Here is a 21576-nt window from a genome sequence, read left to right on the forward strand (position 1 = left end):
GGGGATGAGAAGGGGAGTACCGGGGATGGCGCAGAAGCCGGTGCTGTACGTGGTGGTGTGTGCGGCAGGGGTTGCGGGTGGGGTGGGGGAGCTGATCGCGGCCGCTCAGGAACAGGGGTGGGACGTGGGAGTGGTGGCGACTCCGAATGCGATGGGGTTCATCGATCAGGACGCGGTCACCGCGCGGACCGGGTATCCGATCCGTTCCGCCTGGCGCAAGCCCGGGGAGCCGCGGCCGCTGCCGGACCCGGACGCGATCGTGGTCTCGCCGGCGACGTTCAACACGATCAACAAGTGGGCGCTGGGCATCTCGGACACCCTGGCGCTCGGCATCCTCTGCGAGTCGTACGGGTGGGGCATCCCGGTGGCGGTGCAGCCGTGTCTGAGCACCGCGCAGGCGGCGCACCCGGCGTACGAGGAGAGCCTGGCGAAGCTCCGCCGGATGGGGGTGCGCATCGCGGACTTCGTGCCCGGTTCGTACAGCTGGACGCGGGCGCTGGGGTTGTTGCGGGACTGACAGGGTGGCTGTCCCGGCGCCGTGATCCTGGCAGTGTGAGGGGTGGTCGGCGTCGACCCGCCCGGGGTAGCGTCCGGGCAGGTCAGCGACGGTGCGGGAGGTTCCGGTGGCGGCGGTCAACGGCGAGGTGTCGTTCTGGTACGCGGCGGGTGGGGTGCCGGAGGCGGGCCCCGGGCTGCCGGGGGACCGCGACGTCGACGTCTGCATCGTCGGGGGCGGCTACACCGGCCTCTGGGCCGCCTACTACCTGAAGAAGGCCGATCCCTCGCTGCGGATCGCCGTCCTCGAACAGCGCTTCTGCGGCTACGGCGCCTCCGGACGCAACGGCGGCTGGCTGTACAACGGTTTCGCGGGCCGCGGCGCGTTCGCCAAGCGGTACGGGCAGCCGCGGGCGGCGGCGATGCAGCGGCTGATGGACGACTCCGTCGGCGAGGTCGTCGACGTGGCGGACCAGGAGGGCATCGAGGCGGACATCGTGCGCGGTGGCGTTCTCGAAGTCGCCCGCAGCAAGCCGCAGTTGGAGCGGCTGTGGGCCTTCGTCGAGAGTGAGCGCGCGTACGGCGCGGACCGTGTCGAGCTGCTGGGCGCCAAGGAGGCGGGCGACCGCGTCAACGTCGCCGGAACCCTCGGCGGCTCCTGGAGTCCGTACGGCGCCCGCATCCAGCCCGCGAAGCTCGTACGCGGCCTGGCCCGGACGGTGCGCGGCCTCGGAGTCGAGGTGTACGAGGGCACGGCGGTCACCGCGATCCTCCCCGGCAGCGCCCACCGCGGGCCGCGCGCCGTCACCCCGTACGGCACCGTCGGCGCCGACCGCGTGCTGCGCGCCACGGAGGGGTTCACGGCCGGTCTGCGCGGCGAGCGGCGCACCTGGCTGCCGATGAACTCCGCGATGGTCGCCACCGAGCCGCTGCCCGCCGACTTCTGGGCGGACGCGGGCTGGCAGGGCCGTGAGGTGCTGGGCGACTTCGCGCACGCCTACATGTACGCGCAGCGCACCGCCGACGACCGGATAGCGCTGGGCGGGCGGGGCGTGCCGTACCGGTTCGGCTCGCGGACGGACTCGGACGGCAGCACCCAGGTGGAGACGGTGCGCCAGCTCCGCGCCGTCCTGGACCGCTTCTTCCCGGCCGCCGCGCAGGCCCGGATCGACCACGCGTGGGCGGGCGTGCTCGGCGTCCCCCGGGACTGGTGCGCCACCGTGGAGCTGGATCGGCTGACCGGGCTCGGCTGGGCGGGCGGGTACGTCGGCAGCGGGGTGACGACGGCCAACCTGGCCGGGCGGACGCTGTGCGACCTGGTGTTGGAACGGGACACCGAGCTGACCCGGCTGCCCTGGGTGGGGCACACGGTGCGGCGCTGGGAGCCGGAGCCGCTGCGCTGGCTGGGGGTGCACGCGATGTACGCCGCCTATCACGCGGCTGACCGGCAGGAGGCGGCCGGACGTGCCACCACCTCGCCGATCGCCCGGATCGCGGACCTGGTCTCCGGGCGGGGCTGACGGGCGGGGCTGACGGGCGGGGGCGACATGTCCCGCGGGCCGGGGTGGCGGGGCGGTCCACTAGCAGATCCGTGACGCCGGGAAGTCGATCTTGGGCGTCGAGTCGGCGATACCACTCGAATTGCGGACAGCGTTCGGCTGACGGGGCATATTGTGTACCCCGGCAAACTACTCCGATGGAAGTCAGTTTCCCGTCGCGGTCCGAAAACGATCTGCCGAGCCCCGCCGACTGGGATAGCGTCGAAGGCGTCGGGGGGTCGACACCGATCCGGTGTATTCGAACGCTAGCTACCGGGCCGTAAAGGCCGATTGAGTCCTGGAGAAAAACATGCGGAATTTCCCTACGGAAAACCGGCCGGACGCACTGGACGATCTGCAGCTCGCGGTGGACTCGCTGGCCGCGTTCCCGTCCCGTGATGCGGCGAGCGGGGCGGACGTGACCGAGCGCCTCGCGGCCGTCGCCGACCTGTGCCGCTCGGTCGACGCGGTGCTCGACAGCCTGGTCGTCCAGGCGGCCGCGGAGGCCGCCGAAGAGGGGTGGACCGCGGCCCGGATGGCGGCCGAACACTCCGCCTACTACGCCAGGTTGCAGCGTGCGCTGCTCCCCGCCACTGCCGGCGCCGGGCTGACGCAGCAGTGAGCGCGGCGCAGCTGGGCGCGCACGTGCTGGCCTGCCCCACCCGGTGGAGCGACGTCGACGAGAACGGGCACATCAACAACGCCCGGCTGGTCGGCTACATCCAGGAGGGGATTTACGACCTGTTCTGCCACCACGCGATCGCCGTCCGGGAATCCCTGTTCCCGTCCGGATTCATTATCGCGCGACACGAGATCGATTATCTTGAGCAGTTGCACCACCGGCCCGAGCCATTGTCGGTGCGGCTCACCGTGGAACGGCTCGGGCGGAGTTCCGCGCATGTCGAGGTGAATGTCTGCCGGGACCCGCACACCTTTATGCGGGCGCGGACCGTCGTGGTCGCCCGGGACCGCGAATCCGGCCGCTCGCGCACCCTGAGCCCGAACGAGCGGCGCTTTCTCTCGGCGTTTATGCCGGACGCGGCGCGTGCCGACGGCGCCCTGGGCACCGCGACGGCGACGACGCCGGCGCAGCGGGTGTCGCCCGGGGCCGTCGGCGGGACCGCCTCCTCGCGCCGGCCGCGCCGGCGGTGCCGGGCCTCGGCGGGCTGAGGGCCGCGCCGAGCGTCCGGGCCGCCTTCGTTCCCGGGCGGAGCCCCCGGCCGGCGGCGGGATCGACGACGGCGTCGATCCGCCGGGCCGGAATCCCGGCGTCCGGCCGGGCCCGATGCCGTCGGGGCGGCTCCCGGGGCGCCGGGCCGCGTTACGCTGAGCAGCACGGGCACCGGCACGCCCCACGGTGGTCGCGGGCTGCGACGCCACCTCCCTGGCCCGGGCGCGTAGCGCCGTCGGTCCTGCCGGATCCGCCCAGTAAGGAGGACGCGATGACCATCTCCTGGGAGGACTTCCTCGCCCGCGTCGCGGAGCGCGGCGAGTACCGGGGCGAGGCGGAGGCGGACCACGCCGCCCGGGTCGTCCTCGTTCTGCTCGGCGAGCACCTGGTGGGGTCCGAGCGGGGCGAACTCGCCGACGCGCTGCCCGAGATGTACGCCTCACTGCTGCGCGACGCGAAGCCGGCGGCCGAGCCGCTGACCGCGGAGCGCTTCGTCCAGGCCGTGGGCGGGTGGATCGACGGGGCGACCACGGCGACGGCGCAGTGGGACATCGGGGCGGTGCTCAGCACGGTGGCCGACCTGGTCCCGGGGGAGCTGATCGACCGGGTGATCGAGCAGCTCCCGGAGGGCTACGACCTGCTGTTCGGGCATCCCACACCGGCCTGAGGGGCACCGGCTCCCGGCCTGAGGGGCACGCGGCACCGCCCGGGGCGCTCTCCGGCGGCGGCCCGCTCAGCGGCAGAGCGCGGCCGCGCCGATCAGCCCGGCGTCGGTGCCGAGTTCGGCCCGGCGCACGTCCAGGCCGCGGATGTACGAGAGCGCGGCGTAGCGGTCCAGGTGGCGGGCGAGCGGCGCGAACAGCACCTCCCCGGCGGTGGCCACGCCGCCGCCGACGACGACTCGGTCGAGGTCCACCAGGGCGGCCGTGGCGGCGATGCCGGCGGCCAGGGCCTGGGCGGCGCGGTCGAAGGCGGCGAGCGCGACCGGGTCGCCCGCGGCGGCGCAGGCGGCGACGGCGCGGGCCGTCCGGTCGTCCGCCGGGGGCCGCCAGCCCTCGGCGAGCGCGCGGCGGGCGATCGAGGTTCCGCTGGCCAGGCCCTCCAGGCAGCCGCGCGAGCCGCACGGGCAGGGCTCGCCGTCCAGGTCGACGCTGATGTGGCCGAGGTGCCCGGCGTTGCCGCTGGGGCCCGGCCGCACCACGCCGTCGAGCACCAGCCCGGCGCCGACGCCGGTCGACACCACCAGGCAGAGCGCGTCGGCGGCGCCCCGGGCGGCTCCCTGCCAGTGCTCGGCGGCGGCCATCGCGACGCCGTCCCCGGCGAGGCGGACGGGCAGCGCGCGGGCGGCCACCGGCGGGTGCGCGGCGACCTCGGCGACCAGCGGGAAGCCGCGCCAGCCGGGGATGTTGACCGGGCTGACGGTGCCGTCGGCGAGGTCGACCGGGCCGGCGCTGCCGATCCCGACGGCCGTCACGGCGGCCCAGTCGGGCGTGTCGGCGAGCCGGTCCAGCACCCGGTGCACGACGGCGAGCACGGCCGCGCCCGGTGCCGTCGCCGGGGTGGGCAGCTGGAGCCGGTGCCGCAGCCGTCCGTCGCCGTCGACCAGTGCTCCGGCGATCTTGGTGCCGCCGATGTCGACGGCGGCGAACAGCGGGGTGAGCGGCACGGTGGTCTCCAGCGGAGGTAGGGGTCGGCGCCCCGGCCGGGGAGGGCCGGGGCGCCGCACAGCGTAGAACAGCCCCGGACCGGCCTCAGCCGGCGGTCCGCAGCCGCAGGGTGACCAGCTCGAACGGGCGCAGCGCCAGGCGCACCGCGCCGTCCTCCACCGTCACGTCGCCGCGGGTGCCGTCCCAGGGCCGTTCCAGCAGGTCGCAGGGGACGGCGTCGGCCAGTGGGAAGGAGGTGGTCAGCCGGCCCCGGGCGCGGCCGCCGCCCGCCTCGTAGACGCGGACGACCAGGTCGCCGCTGCGGTCGTCGGCGAGCTTGACGGCGCTCACCACGAGGGCATCGTCGTCCACGGTCACCAGCGGCGCGACCCGCTCGACGCTGCCGGTCACCCGCCGCGCGGGCAGGCCGATCCGGTAGCCCTCGCGGACGGCGTCGCCGATCGCCGCGCCCGGAACGAGGGCGTGCCGGAAGCTGTGCAGCCCCTGGTCGGTCTTCGGGTCGGGGAAGCGCGGGGCGCGCAGCAGCGAGAAGCGCACCGTCGTGGTGGTGCCGCCGTCGGTGTCGCGCACGGTGCGGGTGACGTCGTGGCCGTAGGTGGAGGCGGTGACCAGGGCCACGCCCCAGCCGGGCTCGTCGAGGTGGACGAAGCGGTGGTTGCAGGCCTCGAACTTGGCGGCGTCCCAGCTGGTGTTGGTGTGGGTGGGGCGGTGGAGGTGGCCGAACTGGGTCTCGGCGGCGTAGCGCTCGGTGTGGATGTCGAGCGGGAACGCGGCCTTGAGGAACTTCTCGGTCTCGTGCCAGTCGACCTCGGTGTCGATGTCGACGCGCCGTTCGCCGGCCCGCAGGGTGAGCGTCTGCACGGCGGTGGAGGAGCCGAAGGAGCGCACCACCCGGACCGAGACCTCCTCGGCGGTCTCCGAGACGACGCTGAGCGAGTCCACGCCGGTCAGATCGGTGACGGTGTTGCGGTAGAACCGGTCGACGTCCCAGGCGTCCCACATGTTGGGGAAGTCGGGGTGTAGTTGGAGCAGGTTGGCGCGGGTGCCGGGGGCGACGGTCTCCCGTCCGCTCGCGACCTCGACCACCGAGGCGATCAGGCCGTCCGCGTCCACCACGACGTTCAGCAGGCCGTTGCGCAGCAGGTAGCCGCCCTCGGGCCGCTCGACCGAGGTGCAGCCCTCCGCCGGCGGGGCCACCGCGGCGGCCCCGCCCGCCGGGACCGCCGAGCGCGGGTGCGGCGCCCCGTTGAACACCAACTCGCGTCCGCCGCCGGCCTCGCCGGCGAGCGCCTGCTGGGCCGCGCCGATCAGCCCCTCCAGCTCCCCGGCCAGCGCCGCGTAGGTGGCCTCGGCCTCGCGGTGCACCCAGGCGATGGACGAGCCGGGCAGGATGTCGTGGAACTGGTGCAGCAGGACGGTCTTCCAGATCCGGTCCAGCTGCTCGTACGGGTACTCCGCGCCGGTGCGCAACGTGGCGGTGGTGCACCAGAGTTCGGCCTCGCGCAGCAGGTTCTCGCTGCGCCGGTTGCCCTGCTTGGTCTTCGCCTGGCTGGTGAGGGTTGCCCGGTGCAGCTCCAGGTAGAGCTCGCCGACCCAGACCGGCGGGTCCTGGTACTCGGCCTCGGCCCTGGCGAAGAACTCGGCGGGCTTCTCCCAGCGTACGGTGGCCGAGCCCTCCAGGTCCTTCAGCCGGGCCGCCTTGGCGACCATCTCGCGGGTGGTCCCGCCGCCGCCGTCCCCCCAGCCAGTCGGGGCGAGCGAGTGCCGGGCCACCCCCTTGTCCTTGAAGTTCCGTGCGGCATGGGCGATTTCGCTGCCCTTCATGGAGCAGTTGTAGGTGTCCACGGGCGGGAAGTGGGTGAAGATCCGCGTCCCGTCGATGCCCTCCCAGAGGAAGGTGTGGTGCGGGAACCTGTTCACCTGGCTCCACGAGATCTTCTGCGTCAGCAGCCACTTCGAGCCCGCGTTGCGGATGATCTGCGGCAGGCCGCCGGTGAAGCCGAAGGTGTCCGGCAGCCACGCCTCGTGGTTCTCCAGCCCGAACTCGTCCAGGAAGAACCGCTTGCCGTGCACGAACTGCCGGGCCATCGCCTCCGAGCTCGGCATGTTGGTGTCGGACTCGACCCACATGCCGCCGGCCGGGACGAACCGGCCCTCGGCCACGGCCTTGCGGACCCGCGCGTACACCTCGGGGCGGTGCTCCTTGATCCAGGCGAACTGCTGCGCCTGCGACATGGTGTAGAGGAAGTCCGGCTGGTCCTCCAGCAGCGCGGTCATGTTGGCGGTCGTGCGGGCCACCTTGCGGACGGTCTCGCGCAGGGGCCACAGCCAGGCCGAGTCGATGTGTGCGTGGCCGATCGCGCTGATCCGGTGCGCGGACGGCGCGGCGGGTGCGGCCAGCACCTCCTCCAGCTGCGAACGGGCCGCCGCCGCTGTTCCGTTGACGTCCTGGAGGTCGACCGCGTCGAGTGCCCGCTCGATCGCGCGCAGCAGCTCCCAGCGGCGGGCGCCGTCCGCCGGCAGCTCGGCCATCAGCTCGCCGAGCACCTCCAGGTCCATCACCAGCTGCCAGACCGTCTCGTCGAAGACGGCGAGGTCCATCCGGGCGAGCCGGTACTGCGGGCGGTCGCCGGCCGTCTCCTTGTCGCCCAACTCGGTGGGCAGGAAGGGGTGGTAGTCGAGGATGACCGGGTTGGAGGCGGCCTCGACGTGCAGTAGCACCTGTTCGCCGCCGGCCGCCGGGGCGGCGATCCGCACCCACTGGTTCTGCGGGTTGAGGCCCTTCACCGGGGTGCCGTCCGGCCGGTAGACCAGGCCCTCGCACTGGAAGCCGGGCATGTTGGCGTCGAAGCCGAGGTCGATCAGCGCCTCGACGGTGCGGCCCGCCCAGGCCTCGGGCACCGTACCGGTCACGGTGATCCAGCTGGTGCCCCAGGGCGCGCCCCAGGCGTCGCCGACGGCGATCGGGGTGCGCGGGGCGGCCAGGCCCTCGGCGACCGGGACAGGCGGGCCCGGCGCCGTCCAGATGCCGACCGCCAGCGGGACGGACTCGGGGTACACGGCCGGGCGGATGCGCTCGTCCAGGACGCGCTTGAGGCGGGCCTCGACCAGGGTGCGGTCATCGTGCATGTCAGCGGCCTCCGTCGGGTGGCTGGGGGAACGGGCTGCGGGGGGAGCGGGCTGCGGGAACGGGCTCAGGAGAGGGGCGCGGGGACGGGCTCGCGGGCGGGCTGCGGGACAGCGGCCTACAGGGAACCTACGTCCTCGGGGTGGACCACCTCGGTGATGCCGCGCGCGGCCAGGTGGTCGCGGTCCGCGGCGCGCTCGGCGAGCACGGCGGTCGGCCGGGCGCCCGCCCCGGCGAGCCGCATGAACGCCTCGAACACCGGGCCGCCGGGGCCGCAGACCGAACGCCCCGGGGAGGTGGCCTCGTCCCCGGTGGCGACCACCACGGCGGTGGTCCGCGGCTTCGGCGGCTGCCAGTTCCGGCGGGCCTCGGCGGCGGCCGCGGCGAGCCGGGCCCCGGCCGGCTTGACCGTCCCGTCCGTGGTCAACAGTCCCAGGCCGTATTCGAGTTCGGGGAAGTCGGCGAGCGAGCGGGAGACGTCGTGCGAGCACCACCAGGTGACGCCCCAGAGGTCCGGGCAGTCCAGCACGGCCTCGACGGTGGCGCCGGTGAAGCGGGCCGCGTCCTCGGGGGCGATGTGCGGGGCGGGCGCGCCGACCTCCTGCAGCCACACCGGGCGGGCCGGATCGTCCGCCCAGGCCTTGGACAGCTCGACCAGGTACGCGGCGTGCTGTGCGGTGGCGGTGGAGCGGGCGCCGTAGCGCTGGGCGGTGCCGTTGAACACCCAGGAGTGCACGGCGGTGGCGGCGCCGATCCGGGCCGAGTGCCGGGGCGTGAACGGGTGCCCGTCCAGGTACCAGGCGGCGTCGTACGAGGCGTGCAGGTGCAGCCGCCCGGGGGCGCCGCGCTCGCAGGCGTCGAGCATCCGGCGCAGCCAGGCCTCGACCTCGGCGGAGGTGGCCCGGTCCGGGTCGGGGTGGGGGCCGCCGGAGAACTGGTTGATCTCGTTGCCGAGCGTCAGCCCGAGGAAGTTGGGCCGCTCGCGCAGCGCTGCGGCGAGGGTGTGCAGGTACGCGGCCTGGCCGTCGATGACCTCGGGGTCGGTGAAGAGGTTGCGCCGGTGCCACGTCCGGGTCCAGGCCGGCAGGAAGTCGAAACTCGACAGGTGGCCCTGCAGGCCGTCCACCGCGACGTCCAGCCCGCGCTCCCCGGCCGCGTCCACCAGGGCCGTCAGCTGTTCGACGGCGCGCGGGCGGATCAGGGTGCGGTTGGGCTGGAACAGCGGCCAGAGCGGGAACACCCGGACGTGGTCCAGGCCGAGGGCCGCGACGGAGTCGAAGTCGGCGCGCACGGCGTCGAGGTCGAAGTCGAGCCAGTGGTGGAACCAGCCGGCGCTGGGGGTGTAGTTGACGCCGAAGCGGGGGGCGGTGGTCATCGGGGGGCTTCCTCGGCTCGGTGGGGCGTGCGGACGGTGGGGCTATCCCTTGACGGCTCCCTCCTCGACGCCCTTGAAGAAGTAGCGCTGGCAGGCGCCGAACACCACGACGACCGGAAGGAAGGCGATCATGGTGCCGGCCGCGATCAGCCGGGGATTGGCGGAGAAGGTGCCGTTGAGGTACTGCAGCCCGACGGTGAGGGTGTACTTCTGCGGGTCGTTGAGCACGATCAGCGGCCACAGGAAGTCGTCCCAGGCGCCGATGAAGGTGAAGATCACGATCACGCTGATCATGCCGCGCACGTTCGGCAGGCCGACGTGCCACAGCCGCTGCCGGACGCCGGCGCCGTCGATCATGGCGGCCTGGTCGAGCTCGGCGGGGACGGCGGCGAAGGCGGTGCGCATCAGCAGGACGTTGAGCATGGCGATCGAGCCCGGCAGCGCGACGCCGGCCAGGGTGTCGGCCAGGCCGAGGCTGCGCACCAGCACGTACTGGGAGACGATGGTGACCTCGCCGGGCAGCACGAGCGTGGCCAGGAAGAGGCCGAGGACGAGCCGGGCGCCGCGGAAGCGCAGCCGGGCGAGCGCGTAGCCGGCCAGCGTGCAGCCGACGACGTTGCCGGTGATGCAGACCGCGGCGACGATCACCGAGTTGAGCGCGTAGGCCCACACCGGGATGGTGGCGGCGACCTTGCCGTAGTTGCCGAGGGTGGGCTGGTCGGGCAGGAAGGCCGGGGTGCGGGTGTAGACGTCCTCGGCGGGGCCCTTGAGGGAGGTGGACAGCTGCCACAGGAAGGGGCCGATGACCAGGAGCAGGACGAGCAGCAGAAGCAGGTAGCGGGCGGCGGTGTGGGCGGGGGACGGGGTGTTGAAGCCTCGGGAGCCGCGCGTCTTCCGGGGCCAGCGGGGGCCGCGGGTCCTCCGGGCGCTTCGGGCGTCGTCGCGGTCACGCAGGCCCCGGGTGGCCCCGGCGGCCGTCGGCGGGCTGGTGGTCACGGGTTCAGGCCGCCTTCCGGTTCAGGCGCATCAGGAACAGCATCGGGCCGAGGGTGACGACGAACAGCAGCAGGCTGAGCGCCGAGGCGTAGCCGAGGTGGCCGTTGAACCCGCGGCTGTACATCTGGATCAGCATCACCACCGACATGTCCCGCCCGCCGGGGCCGCCCTGGCCGTTGGAGAGCACGTACAGCTCGGAGAAGACGCGCAGCGAACTCACCGAGATCAGTGCGGAGATCAGGATCATGGTCGGGCGCACCCCCGGCAGGGTGACGTGCCGGAACCGGCTCACCGGTCCGGCGCCGTCCACGGCCGCCGCCTCGTGCAGCTCGCGCGGGACGTTGGCGAGGGCGGACAGGTAGATGACCATGTAGTAGCCGAGGCCCTTCCACACGGTCAGGGCGATCGCGCTGAACAGCAGCAGCCAGCGGTCGGTCAGGAAGGAGACCGGGGAGTCGGCCAGCCCGGTCTGCCGGAGCAGGCCGTTGACCAGGCCGCGGTCGTCCAGCACCCAGCCCCAGATCAGCGCCACCACGACGGCGGAGGCGATCACCGGCGTGTAGAAGGCGGTGCGGAAGAAGGTGATGCCGGGGATCCGGCGCTGGACGAGCAGGGCGAGCAGCAGCGGCAGGACGGTCAGCAGGGGCAGGCAGACCAGCATGAACACGATGCTGTTGAGCAGGGCGTCGGCGAGCTGGTCGTCGTCCAGCAGGCGGCCGTAGTTCTCCAGGCCGGTGAAGTGCCCGCCGCCCAGCGGCTTGGCGTCGGTGAAGGACAGGATCACCGTGTTGACGGCCGGCCAGAGGTTGAAGACGGCCAGCCAGACCATCGCGGGCCCGGCGAGCAGCCAGGGGGTGAACCAACGCCGGTGGGTCATGCCGATGCCTTCCTGCGGCCGAGGGGTGGTGCGGCTCGTTCCCGCGGGCGGCGGGTGTGGGGCCCGCCGCGACGCCGGTACCGGACGGGGCGTGGTGCTCCGGCGGGCGTCAGCCCTTGAGCAGCCTGTTGCACTGCTCGACGGCGGTGTCCAGCGCCTGCTTGGAGCTCGTGTCACCGCTGATGGCGAGGGCGATCTGCTGGTTGACGACGGTGCTCATCGCGTCGTCGACCTGGACGGGCTGGATCAGCTTGGCCTTGGCCAGCGAGGCGAACGCGATCACCCTGGCGTCGCCCGCGTTGGTGCCGTCGCTCTTGCTGAAGAACGGGTCGTTCGACGAGGCCTTGGTGGACGGGAAGATGCTGGTCAGGTGGGCGAAGGCGGCCTGGTTCTCGGCACTGGTGACCCAGCGGGCGAGGGCGACCGCGGCCGCCGGGTTCTTGGTGCTCTTCGGGATGGACATGCCCTGGACGTACAGCGGCGGGGTGGCCAGTGCGGGGGAGGGGACGACCTTCGGGGCGAGCGTCGGGTTGTCGGTGGCGAGGCTGGTGATGTAGTTCGCGCCGGCGGTGGTCCAGGCGGCGGTGCCGGCGTTGAACAGCTTGGTGTTGCCGGCGTAGGTGTTGGACAGGACGTCCTTGGGGAGCAGGCCCTCCTTGAAGGCGTCGCGGTACTTGTCGAGGAGCGCGGCGGCCTCGGGGGTGTTGAAGGTGAAGGACCGGCCGTCGTCGGACATGATCTTCACGCCGGCGTTGTAGAGGTCGCCGATGCCCGGCTTGCGGCTCATCAGGTAGGTCTGGCCGCCGGACTTCTCCTTCATCACCCGGGCCTGGGCGATCAGTTCGTCCAGGCTGGTCGGGGGCTTCTTCGGATCCAGGCCGTTCTTCGTGAGGAGTTCGGAACTCCAGTAGTTCACATCGGTGTTGAGGTACCAGGGGTAGCCGAAGGTGCCCGGGTGGCCGGCGAAGCGGTAGGCGTCGACACCGCCGGCGACGTACTCGTCGGCGAGTTTCGGGTCGGCCTTGGCGACGTCCAGCAGGAGGTCCTTCCGTGCGAGCGGGAGGGCGAAGTCGGGCGGGAGGTTGACCACGTCGGGCAGGGTGCCGGCGGCGGCCTGGCTGAGCACCTTGTCGGAGTAGCCCTCGCCGGGCTGGTCGAGCCACTCGACCTCGACCCCGGGGTACTTCTTCTCGAAGCCGTCGATCACGCCCTGCACGTAGTCGGTGAACTTCGGCTTGAGCGCCCAGGTCTGCAGCGAGACCTTGCCCTTGACCTCGCCGGTGGCGGCCGCACTCGCCACGCTGTCGCCGCTCTTGGTGTCGCCGGAGCCGAGTCCGCAGCCGGTGAGCGCGGCGGCGGTGAAGGCCGTTGTCGTCAGTGCCGCCCAGATTCTTCGCATGAGGGTCTCCCGGTCCTGGGGTGGGTGGGGGATCGTGCCGAGCTCGGGGGTTCCGGAACCTGATCTGCTGTACGACTAAACCGGTCTAGCTATGGCAGGGACTATGCTCCGGCCTAAACTTGGCTGTCAAGAGAGGAGTCGGGGTTCCGTGGGCAGACCGACGATCGCCGACATCGCCCGCCGGGCCGGTGTCTCCAAGGGCGCGGTGTCCTTCGCGCTCAACGGCCGCCCGGGCGTGAGCGAGGCGACCAGGGCCCGGATCCTGCGGGTCGCCGAGGAGATGAACTGGCGCCCGCACAGCGCCGCGCGCGCCCTCGGCGGTGCCCGCGCGGACGCCGTCGGCCTGGTGATCGCCCGGCCGGCCCGCACCATCGGCGTCGAGCCGTTCTTCAGCCAGCTGCTCTCCGGCCTCCAGGCCGTGCTCTCGGCCGGCGGCGTCGCACTGCACCTGATGGTGGTCGAGGACACCGCCGCCGAGATCGAGGTCTACCGCCGCTGGGCCTCCGAGCACCGGGTCGACGGCTTCATCGTCGTCGACCTGCAGGTCAAGGACGCGCGACTGCCGGTGCTGGACGAGCTCGGGCTGCCCGCCGTCGTGCTGGGCGGGCCCGGCAAGGGCGGCAACCAGCTGCGGATCTGGGCCGACGACCGGGAGGCGATGCTCTCGATCGTCGACTACCTGGCCGCCATCGGGCACCGCAGGATCGCCCACCTGGCCGGGCTGCCGCACTTCCAGCACACCCAGCGGCGGATCCGCGCGCTGCGCGACGCCTCCCGCCGGCTCGGCCTGGAGGAGGCCGTGTCGGTGCCCACCGACTTCAGCGACGCCGAGGGCGCGGCCGCCACCCGAACGCTGCTGTCCCGCGCCCGCCGGCCCACCGCGATCGTGTACGACAGCGACGTGATGGCCGTCGCCGGGCTCGGCGTGGCGGGCGAGATGGGTGTCGCGGTGCCCGGCGAGCTCTCCATCGTCTCCTTCGACGACTCGGTGCTCGCCAGGATCGTCCACCCGCCGCTGACCGCGCTCAGCCGGGACACCTTCGCGCTCGGCGAGCAGGTCGCCCGCAGCCTGCTGGAGGCGCTGGACGAGGCCGGGCCCGGGCGGGACCTGCAGATGCCCACACCGCGGCTGACCGTCCGGGAGTCCACCTCGCCGCCGGGAGCCGCGCCGTCCGCACCGGCGGGCGCGGTTGCTGCGCGAGTCGTTGACACGGGTTCTGAACCGGTTTAGCCTCGCTGCGCCGAGGGGGCCGGTCCTGTGCACCGCCCGTTGTCATGTTCGTTGAACTCCCCTCGATGAGCACCGCCACGCCCGCATGCACCCGGGCCTGCCGCTGCCGGTGGGCCCGGCCCCACCCACTCCGCTCGATCGGAGCCACCGCATGTCAAGACGTCTCCCCCTGCTGCTCGGCGCCGCGCTCGCGACGGCCTCGCTGGGCGTCGTGCCTGCCGCCCGTGCCGTTCCCGTTCCGGCAGCTTCGACTGCCGCGGCCGCGGCATCGGCTGCGGCCGCCGCCGGGAACCAGCCCTTCGCCTCGTACTGGTACCCGAACACCATCGTGAACTGGGACCCGGCCACCGACCCGGACGCCCGCTTCAACCGCTCCCGCGTCCCGCTGCAGCCGCGCACCGGCGACCCGGCGCTCAGGGCCAACCCCAACGCCCGGACGGGCGAGGGCAAGATCGCCTCGCTGGTCTCCTTCGGACCCACGTCGAACAACCCCTCGCAGGGCTCCGCCGACCCCAACTACTACGCCTTCGGCTACTGGCAGTACGTCGACAAGCTGGTGTTCTGGGGCGGCTCGGCCGGCGAGGGCCTGATCCTCGCCCCCAACCCGACCGTCATCGACGCCGCCCACCGCAACGGCGTCAAGGTCTACGGCACCGTCTTCTTCCCGCCCGGCGCGTACGGCGGCCAGCTCCAGTGGGTCCGCGACTTCGTCCAGAAGTCCGGCAGCCGCTACCCCGTCGCCGACAAGCTCGTCCAGGCCGCCCGGTACTACGGCTTCGACGGCTGGTTCATCAACCAGGAGACCGGCGGCGGCGATCAGGCCCTCGCCGGCGAGCTGCGCAACCTGATGCAGTACACCGAGGCGCAGAGCGGCACCGAGTTCATGTGGTACGACGCGATGACCACCTCCGGCGCGGTGAACTGGCAGAACGCCCTGACCTCGGCCAACTCGCCGTTCCTGCAAGACGGTTCGAAGCGCACCTCGGACTCGATGTTCCTGAACTTCGGCTGGTCCGCGAGTGGCCTCGACTCCTCGCGCACCCTGGCCCGGCAGCTCGGCCGAAGCGAGTACGACCTCTACTCCGGCATCGACACCGAGGCCAACGGCTACAACACGGGCGTGGACTGGAACACCCTCTTCCCGTCCGGCGGGCCGCACACCACCTCGCTCGGCCTCTACCGCCCCGAGTGGACCTGGAAGTCCGCCACCGACCGCGCCGACTTCTACGCCAAGGACGCGCGCTACTGGGTCGGCGCCGCGGGGGACCCGTCGCGAATCGACCTCTCGTCGAGCTGGCCCGGCCTGGCCGGCTACGTCGCCGAGTCCTCGCCGATCACCGCCAAGCCCTTCGTCACCAACTTCGACGCCGGGCAGGGCGACTTCTACAACGCCGGCGGCACCCGGGTCGCCACCGGCGGCTGGAACAACCTCTCGCTCCAGGACGTGCCGCCCACCTACCGCTGGGTGGTCGACTCCGCCGGCAGCAGGCTCACCCCGTCCGTCGACTTCACCGACGCCTACCAGGGCGGCTCCTCGCTGCGGCTGACCGGCACCCTGGACGCCGCCAACACCGTCCGGCTGTACCAGACCGCGCTGCCGGTCACCGCGGACACCAGGCTCGACCTGGTGGTCAAGACCCCGGCCGCCGGGCCCACCAAGCTCAAGGCCGCCGTCGCCTTCACCGACGCGCCGAACAGCTTCACCACGATCGACGTCGGCGCCGACTCCGGCACCGGGTGGGAGCGCCACACCCTCGACCTCTCCCCGTACGCGGGCCGCACCATCGCGCAGATCGCGCTGCGGGTCGACGGCTCCGACCCCGCCTACGACCTCCGGGTCGGCCAAGTCGCCGTGTACGACGGGGCGGTGGAGAACCCGGCGGCGCCGAGCGGCCTCACCGTGCTCGGCGCGAGCGACCTGACCTCGGGCTCCAGCCAGTCGCTGCGGCTGTCCTGGACGGCGGCGCCCGGCGGCAACGTCCACCACTACGAGGTGTACCGCCGCAACGCGGACGGCACCCGGACCTTCCTCGGCGCGACGCCCAACGACGCGTACTTCGTCGGGCGGCTCGACCGGGCGGGCGGGGAGAGCGCCACCACGCTCGACGTCGAGGCGGTGTCCACCACCTACGGGCGCTCCGACGCGGCGTCCACCACTGTGAGTTGGAACAGCACTCCGCCTGCGTCCAGCAACCTGGCGTTGAACCGCGCGGCCACCGGCTCCGGCCAGTGCAACGCCAACGAGGGCCCGGCCAAGGCCGTCAACGGCAGTGTCAGCGGCGGCAACGGCGACAAGTGGTGCACCCTGACCTCCGCCAAGTGGCTGGAGGTGGACCTCGGTTCGGTGAAGCAGCTGTCGAAGTTCGTGGTCAAGCACGCCTCGGCCGGCGGCGAGAGCAGTTCGTACAACACCCGCGACTTCTCCGTCCAGGTCCGCGCCAGGACCACCGACCCCTGGACGACGGTCGTCGGCGTCACCGGCAACACCGCCGGCACCACCACCCACCCGGTGAACACGAGCGCCCGCTACGTCCGGCTGGTGGTCACCAAGCCCACCCAGACCACCGACCCGGCCGCCCGCATCTACGAGTTCGAGGCCTGGGGCGCGTAGCCCCCCGCCCCTCCGGCTCCCAGGAAAGGACGCACCCCGTGCCGGTCACCATCACCGCCGTCGAGAGCACCGACCTGTTCGTCGGCCCCGAGGACGCCCCGCGCCAGGTCCTGCGGGTGACGACCGAGGGCCCGGCCGCCCGGATCACCGTCGACGGCCCGGGCGTCCACGGCGGGGCGACCGGCACGGGGGCGGTCGAAGTCCCCCTGGAGATCACCCCCGGCGCCCGGCCGGGCTCCCGACTCCCCGTCACGGTACGGGCGGAGGCGGCGGCCGTGGACGCCGTGGTGGAGGTCGCCGAGCCCGGCTGGACGGTGTACCTGGTCTCGCACTTCCACTACGACCCGGTCTGGTGGAACACCCAGGCCGCCTACACCTCCCCCTGGGAGCTGCTCTCCGCCGACGCCACCACCCGGCCGCGCTGGGAACGCAACGGCTTCGCGCTCGTCGACGCCCACCTGGACCTCGCCCTGCGGGACCCGGTGTACCGCTTCGTGCTCGCCGAAGTCGACTACCTGAAGCCCTACTTCGACCAGCACCCGGAACGCCGCGAGACGCTGCGGTTGCTGCTGGAGCGCGGACAGGTCGAACTCGTCGGCGGCACCTACAACGAGCCGAACACCAACCTCACCGGCGCCGAGACCACCATCCGCAACATCGTCCACGGCATCGGCTACCAGCGCGACATCCTCGGCGCGGACCCCCGGACCGCCTGGCAGCTCGACGTGTTCGGACACGACCCGCAGTTCCCCGGCCACCTCGCCGCGGCCGGCCTCACCGGCAGCGCCTGGGCGCGCGGGCCGTTCCACCAGTGGGGCCCGATCCAGAAGAACTTCCGCGAGGCCAAGGACGACGCCCGGGTCATGCAGTTCCCGAGCGAGTTCGAATGGATCGCGCCCGGCGGCGAGGGCGTGCTCACCCACTACATGCCGCACCACTACTCGGCCGGATGGTGGATGGACTCCTCGCCCGACCTCGCCACCGCCGAGCAGGCCGTCTACGAGCTGTACCGCAAGCTCAAGCCGGTCGGGGCGACCAAGAACCTGCTGCTGCCCGTCGGGACGGACTACACCCCGCCGAACAAGTGGGTCACCGGGATCCACCGCTCCTGGGCCGCCAAGTACCTCTGGCCGCGGTTCGTCTGCGCCACCCCGCGCGACTTCCTCGACGCCGTCCGGGCCGAGCTCGCCGCCACCGGGCGCCGGCCCAGCCCGCAGACCCGCGACATGAACCCGGTCTACACCGGCAAGGACGTCTCGTACATCGACACCAAGCAGGCCCAGCGGGCGGGCGAGGTCGCGGCGGTGGACGCCGAGAAGCTCGCCACGCTGGCCGGCGTCTGCGGGCTGGGCCGGTACCCGGCCGCGGCGCTGGACAAGGTCTGGCGCCAACTCGCCTACGGGGCGCACCACGACGCGATCACCGGCTCGGAGTCCGACCAGGTGTACCTGGACCTGCTGGGCGGCTGGCGGGAGGCGTACGACCTGGCGAGCGCGGTGCGGGACGCGGCACTGGACGCCCTGGTGGGCCGCATCGACACGGCGGGGGGCGGCTCGGGGGTGGGCGGCTCGGTGGTGGTGACCAACACGCTGTCCTTCGACCGGACGGACCTGGTCTCGGTCGAACTGCCGGCCGGTGTGCGGTCGGTGCGGGTGCAGGACGACGCCGGTCAGCCGGTGCCGAGCACCGTCGACCGGGGGGCGCTGCGGTTCCTGGCCACGGACGTGCCCGCGCTCGGCTGGCGCACCTGGCAGCTGGTGGCGGGTCCCGCCGAGAGCGCGGCGGAGGGCGCCGCGGCGAGCGCCGGCGAGCCGCCGTGGACGGCGGCCGAGGGGGTCGTCATCGCCAACGACCGGTACCGCGTCACCGCCGACCCGGCGCGCGGCGGCGGGCTCTCCTCGGTGCGGGACCTGCGGCACGAACGGGAGCTGATCCAGGACGGCCGGATCGGCAACGAGCTGCGCGTGTACGAGGAGTACCCGCAGCACCCCGACTTCGGCGAGGGCCCCTGGCACCTGCTGCCCAGCGGGCCGGTGGTCGGCTCCGGGGAGGCCGCCGCGTCCGTCCGCCGGGAGACCGGGCCGCTCGGCGAGCGGCTGGTGATCGAGGGCACGGTCGACGGCGTCCGGTACGAGCAGACCGTCACCCTGTGGCGCGGGCTCCACCGGGTCGACTGCCGGACCAGGGTCGTCGACCACCGCGGCGCCGACCGGCTGCTGCGGCTGCGCTTCCCCGTGGACGTCCCCGGCGGGCTGCCGGTCAGCGAGGTCGCGGGAGCGGTCGTCGGCCGCGGCTTCGCCATGCCGGACGTCGACTCGGCGGAGGCGCCGTGGACGCTGGACAACCCGGCCAACACCTGGTTCGGGATCGGCTCCACCACGCGCGTCGACCTCACCGACCCGGCGGGGACGGTCATCGGCTCCCGGGCCCTCGGTGTGGCGGAGGTCGTCGTCCCGACGCTGGACGACGCCGCCGACGCCCGGTCCCTGGTGGTCGCCCTCGCCCGGGTGGGCGTCACCGCCACCACCTCGGGCGCCGACTGGGCGCGCTACGGCTGGCTGGAGGTCGACTCCAACCTGCCGGACTTCCGGGTTGTGGTCGGATCGCCGGAAGTCAACGACGCCGCACGGGAGTTGATCGAGCGGGCGGGCGAGGAGTACGCGGCCGTGCTGAAGTCGCACGGCGCGGTGTGGGTGCCGGCCCTCGCCCCGCTCCCGGAGGTCTGGAGGCCGGGAGCCGACCTGCGCGACCTGCGGGCACTGCCGGCGCTGGTCGTCTCCGACGTGGCCGCGCTGGTCGACGACCTCGCCGACGCCCGGATCAGCGCCCCCTGCCCGGCGCCGGTGCCTGACCGACTCGCCGACCACAGCGTCGCGTTGCTCAGCTTCGGCCTGCCCGGCTTCGCTGTCGACACCACCGGGGCGCTGCACCTGTCGCTGATGCGCTCGTGCACCGGCTGGCCGTCGGGCGTCTGGATCGACCCGCCCCGGCGCACCCTGCCGGACGGGTCGTCCTTCCAACTCCAGCACTGGACGCACGAGTTCGGCTACGCGCTGGTCGGCGGGGACGGCGACTGGCGGCAGCAGGCGCTGCCCGCGCAGGGCCAGGAGTTCAACCACCCGCTGTACGCGCGGATCGTCCCCGCCCAGGAGGGCGCGCTGCCCGCCACCGTGTCCTGGCTGCGGGTCGAACCGCAGCGGGAGGTGCTGCTCGGCACGCTCAAGCCCGCCGGGAACCCGATCGCCCACGGCTCGGCGGCGTCGGAGGGCGGGCACGACCTCACCGTCCGGCTGATGGAGTCGACCGGCCTCGGACGGACGGCGCGGCTCGGTGGCGCGCTCGGGCTGGGCGACGTGCGGCCGGCCGACCTGCTGGAGCGGCCGCTCGACGCCGGCTCCCCGTGCCTCGACCTCCCCGGCTCCCGGATCGCCACCCTGCTCGCCGCGGCCGGAGCCGTGCCCGGAGCCGTGCCCGGAACCGCACCCGGAGCCGTGGCCCCGGCCGACGGCCCCGTCCTCGGCCCGGTGGCCGAACCCGCCCAGCCCGTCCACGCCCGCTACTGGCTGCACAACCGGGGCCCGGCGCCGCTCGGCTACCTGCCGGTGTCCGTCGGAGCCTCGCCGGGACTGGTGCGGACGGCGGGGGAGCCGGTGACGCTCTCGATCGCCCTGTCGTCGCAGTTGCGGGACACGGCGGTCGAGGGAACGGCGGTCGTCCTGCCGCCCGAGGGCTGGGCCACCGACCTCGGCAGCCGCCCGTACCGGCTGGCGCCCCGGGGTCACCTGCGGTTCGAGGTCACGCTGGTCCCGCCGGCCGGCGCCGAGCCCGGACTGTACTTCGCGGCCGTCCGGATCGAGCACGACGGGCAGCGGATCGAGGACGTGGTCACGATCGCCGTCGGCGACCTCCCGGCGCTGCTGCCGGTCGCCGGGGACGCACCCGAGGACTGGACGGCCGCCCAGGGCACCAGGGCGACGGCGGGCCGGGACACCGGCCTGGACGTCGAGGTCTCGCACCGGACCCTGCGGGTGGCCCCCGGCGACCGGGCCACCCTGGGCGTCACGCTCACCAACCGCACACGCGGCGAGGTCCGGGGCGAGCTGCAGCTGGTGTCCCCGTGGGGCACCTGGGAGGCGATCCCCGATCCCGTACGCGGCTTCACCGTCCCGGCCGGCTCCTCGGCGACGGTGGACTTCGACGTCGCGGTCCCGCCGGCGGCCGGCCCCGGCTCGTTCTGGGCGCTCGCCAAGGTGATGTGGTTCGGCCGCTGCCAGTACGCCCCTACCGTCGCCCTGGTGGTGGAGGCATGACCCTCGGCCTGCTCGACGGAAACCCGCTCCCGCGCACCGCCCTCGACCGCCGTCTCGCCGCCCTGCGCGCGGGCCCGCGCGCCACTGCCCTGCCGCAGCCGGGAAGTTCGGAGGACCGTCAGCTGACCCGGTGGGTCGCGCAGGTCCTGCTCACCGAGGCCCTGTGCGAGGCGGTGGCCGTCGAACGCCACCTGCCCGTCGGCCCGGACGGCCCCGCCCGGCTCGACCACCGGGCCGCCGTCGAACTCGGCTCCATCACGGCGGCCGCCTACGAGGGCAGTGCGGCCGTGCGCGCCGTCCACGACTCCGTGACGGCCGACGTCGAGCCCTCGCCCGCCGACGTCGCCCACTACCGTGCCATGACCGCCCGAACGCCGTCCGCCCGCTGGCGCCTCGCCCTCCCCGACGGCGAGTTCGAAGCCGACCCCGGCACCCTGCCGGCCGCCCTCGCCGAGGCCCTGCGCGCCGTAGGCCCGGGCGAGTGGGTCACCGTGGGCCCCTGGACGGCCGCCGTGCTCGCCACCCGTATTGCTCCGGAGACCCCCGACCCCACCCCCGCCCTACGGGCCGCCGCCCGCCGAGCCGCCTTCGTCCGCTGGCTCGACCACGAGCGCGGTCGGCGCCTCACCCTGGTCGAGGGACTGGAACATCCCGGCGACCCCGCCCAACCCGACAACCACCACCGCCACTGAGGAGGAGCCGATCAGCCCGCCGAACTCGTTCCGTCGAGCGGGCGGACCAAACGGGTCTCGCAGTCCGCGTGTTGGCTCGGACCTGCC

General features: G+C 73.5%; 15 protein-coding genes. 9 read left to right on the plus strand and 6 right to left on the minus strand.

Annotated features, from left to right (window positions below; translation table 11 throughout):
- Positions 1 to 25: 25 nt before the first annotated feature.
- The 5 genes from ACZ7KX_RS00935 to ACZ7KX_RS00955 all read left to right on the plus strand — a co-directional run bounded on the left by ACZ7KX_RS00935 (position 26) and on the right by ACZ7KX_RS00955 (position 3871).
- Positions 26 to 517, plus strand: a complete 492-nt coding sequence (locus tag ACZ7KX_RS00935; RefSeq protein ID WP_470324606.1) for a flavoprotein — start codon at positions 26 to 28, stop codon at positions 515 to 517.
- Between the two features lie 106 nt (positions 518 to 623).
- Positions 624 to 2015: an NAD(P)/FAD-dependent oxidoreductase gene (locus tag ACZ7KX_RS00940; RefSeq protein ID WP_470324607.1), complete on the plus strand. Its 1392-nt coding sequence runs from the start codon at positions 624 to 626 to the stop codon at positions 2013 to 2015.
- Between the two features lie 328 nt (positions 2016 to 2343).
- Positions 2344 to 2655: a hypothetical protein gene (locus ACZ7KX_RS00945; protein WP_470324608.1), complete on the plus strand. Its 312-nt coding sequence runs from the start codon at positions 2344 to 2346 to the stop codon at positions 2653 to 2655.
- Positions 2652 to 3203: an acyl-CoA thioesterase gene (locus tag ACZ7KX_RS00950; RefSeq protein ID WP_470324609.1), complete on the plus strand. Its 552-nt coding sequence runs from the start codon at positions 2652 to 2654 to the stop codon at positions 3201 to 3203. Before ACZ7KX_RS00945 ends, ACZ7KX_RS00950 begins: the two co-directional genes overlap by 4 nt.
- 272 nt (positions 3204 to 3475) lie before the next feature.
- Entirely contained in the window at positions 3476 to 3871 is a 396-nt protein-coding gene (locus ACZ7KX_RS00955; RefSeq protein ID WP_470324610.1) for a DUF2267 domain-containing protein, read from the plus strand.
- A 66-nt stretch (positions 3872 to 3937) separates the two neighbouring features.
- Here the strand turns inward: ACZ7KX_RS00955 and ACZ7KX_RS00960 are convergent, their stop codons facing one another.
- The 6 genes from ACZ7KX_RS00960 to ACZ7KX_RS00985 form a co-directional block, all read right to left on the minus strand.
- Positions 3938 to 4870: an ROK family protein gene (locus tag ACZ7KX_RS00960; protein ID WP_470324611.1), complete on the minus strand. Its 933-nt coding sequence runs from the start codon at positions 4868 to 4870 to the stop codon at positions 3938 to 3940.
- 85 nt (positions 4871 to 4955) lie between these two features.
- A complete protein-coding gene (locus ACZ7KX_RS00965) occupies positions 4956 to 8000 on the minus strand; it encodes an alpha-mannosidase (RefSeq protein WP_470324612.1) in 3045 nt (1014 codons plus the stop codon).
- Positions 8001 to 8116: 116 nt separating this feature from the next.
- On the minus strand, positions 8117 to 9373 hold the full coding sequence (locus ACZ7KX_RS00970) for a glycoside hydrolase 5 family protein (protein WP_470324613.1): 1257 nt from the start codon (positions 9371 to 9373) through the stop codon (positions 8117 to 8119).
- Positions 9374 to 9415: 42 nt separating this feature from the next.
- Complete coding sequence (locus ACZ7KX_RS00975) at positions 9416 to 10369, minus strand: carbohydrate ABC transporter permease (RefSeq protein WP_470324614.1); 954 nt, start codon at positions 10367 to 10369, stop codon at positions 9416 to 9418.
- Between the two features lie 4 nt (positions 10370 to 10373).
- Complete coding sequence (locus ACZ7KX_RS00980; RefSeq protein WP_350522031.1) at positions 10374 to 11246, minus strand: carbohydrate ABC transporter permease; 873 nt, start codon at positions 11244 to 11246, stop codon at positions 10374 to 10376.
- 109 nt (positions 11247 to 11355) lie between these two features.
- The gene (locus ACZ7KX_RS00985) at positions 11356 to 12645 is read right to left on the minus strand and encodes an ABC transporter substrate-binding protein (protein ID WP_470324615.1); all 1290 of its coding nucleotides are present in this window, start codon (positions 12643 to 12645) and stop codon (positions 11356 to 11358) included.
- Between the two features lie 148 nt (positions 12646 to 12793).
- Here ACZ7KX_RS00985 and ACZ7KX_RS00990 point away from each other — a divergent pair, with 148 nt between their 5' ends.
- The 4 genes from ACZ7KX_RS00990 (at position 12794) to ACZ7KX_RS01005 (ending at position 21489) form a co-directional block, all read left to right on the plus strand.
- Positions 12794 to 13876, plus strand: coding sequence for a LacI family DNA-binding transcriptional regulator (locus tag ACZ7KX_RS00990; RefSeq protein WP_470324616.1), 1083 nt, complete (start codon positions 12794 to 12796; stop codon positions 13874 to 13876).
- 151 nt (positions 13877 to 14027) lie between these two features.
- The gene (locus tag ACZ7KX_RS00995; RefSeq protein ID WP_470324617.1) at positions 14028 to 16487 is read left to right on the plus strand and encodes an endo-beta-N-acetylglucosaminidase; all 2460 of its coding nucleotides are present in this window, start codon (positions 14028 to 14030) and stop codon (positions 16485 to 16487) included.
- A gap of 38 nt (positions 16488 to 16525) precedes the next feature.
- Entirely contained in the window at positions 16526 to 20797 is a 4272-nt protein-coding gene (locus tag ACZ7KX_RS01000; RefSeq protein ID WP_470324618.1) for a glycoside hydrolase family 38 N-terminal domain-containing protein, read from the plus strand.
- Positions 20794 to 21489 carry a DUF7158 domain-containing protein gene (locus tag ACZ7KX_RS01005; RefSeq protein WP_470324619.1) on the plus strand — a complete coding sequence of 232 codons (696 nt, stop codon included), beginning with the start codon at positions 20794 to 20796 and terminating at the stop codon, positions 21487 to 21489. Before ACZ7KX_RS01000 ends, ACZ7KX_RS01005 begins: the two co-directional genes overlap by 4 nt.
- Positions 21490 to 21576 lie beyond the last annotated feature (87 nt).

The organism is Kitasatospora sp. NPDC038210 (assembly GCF_055600605.1).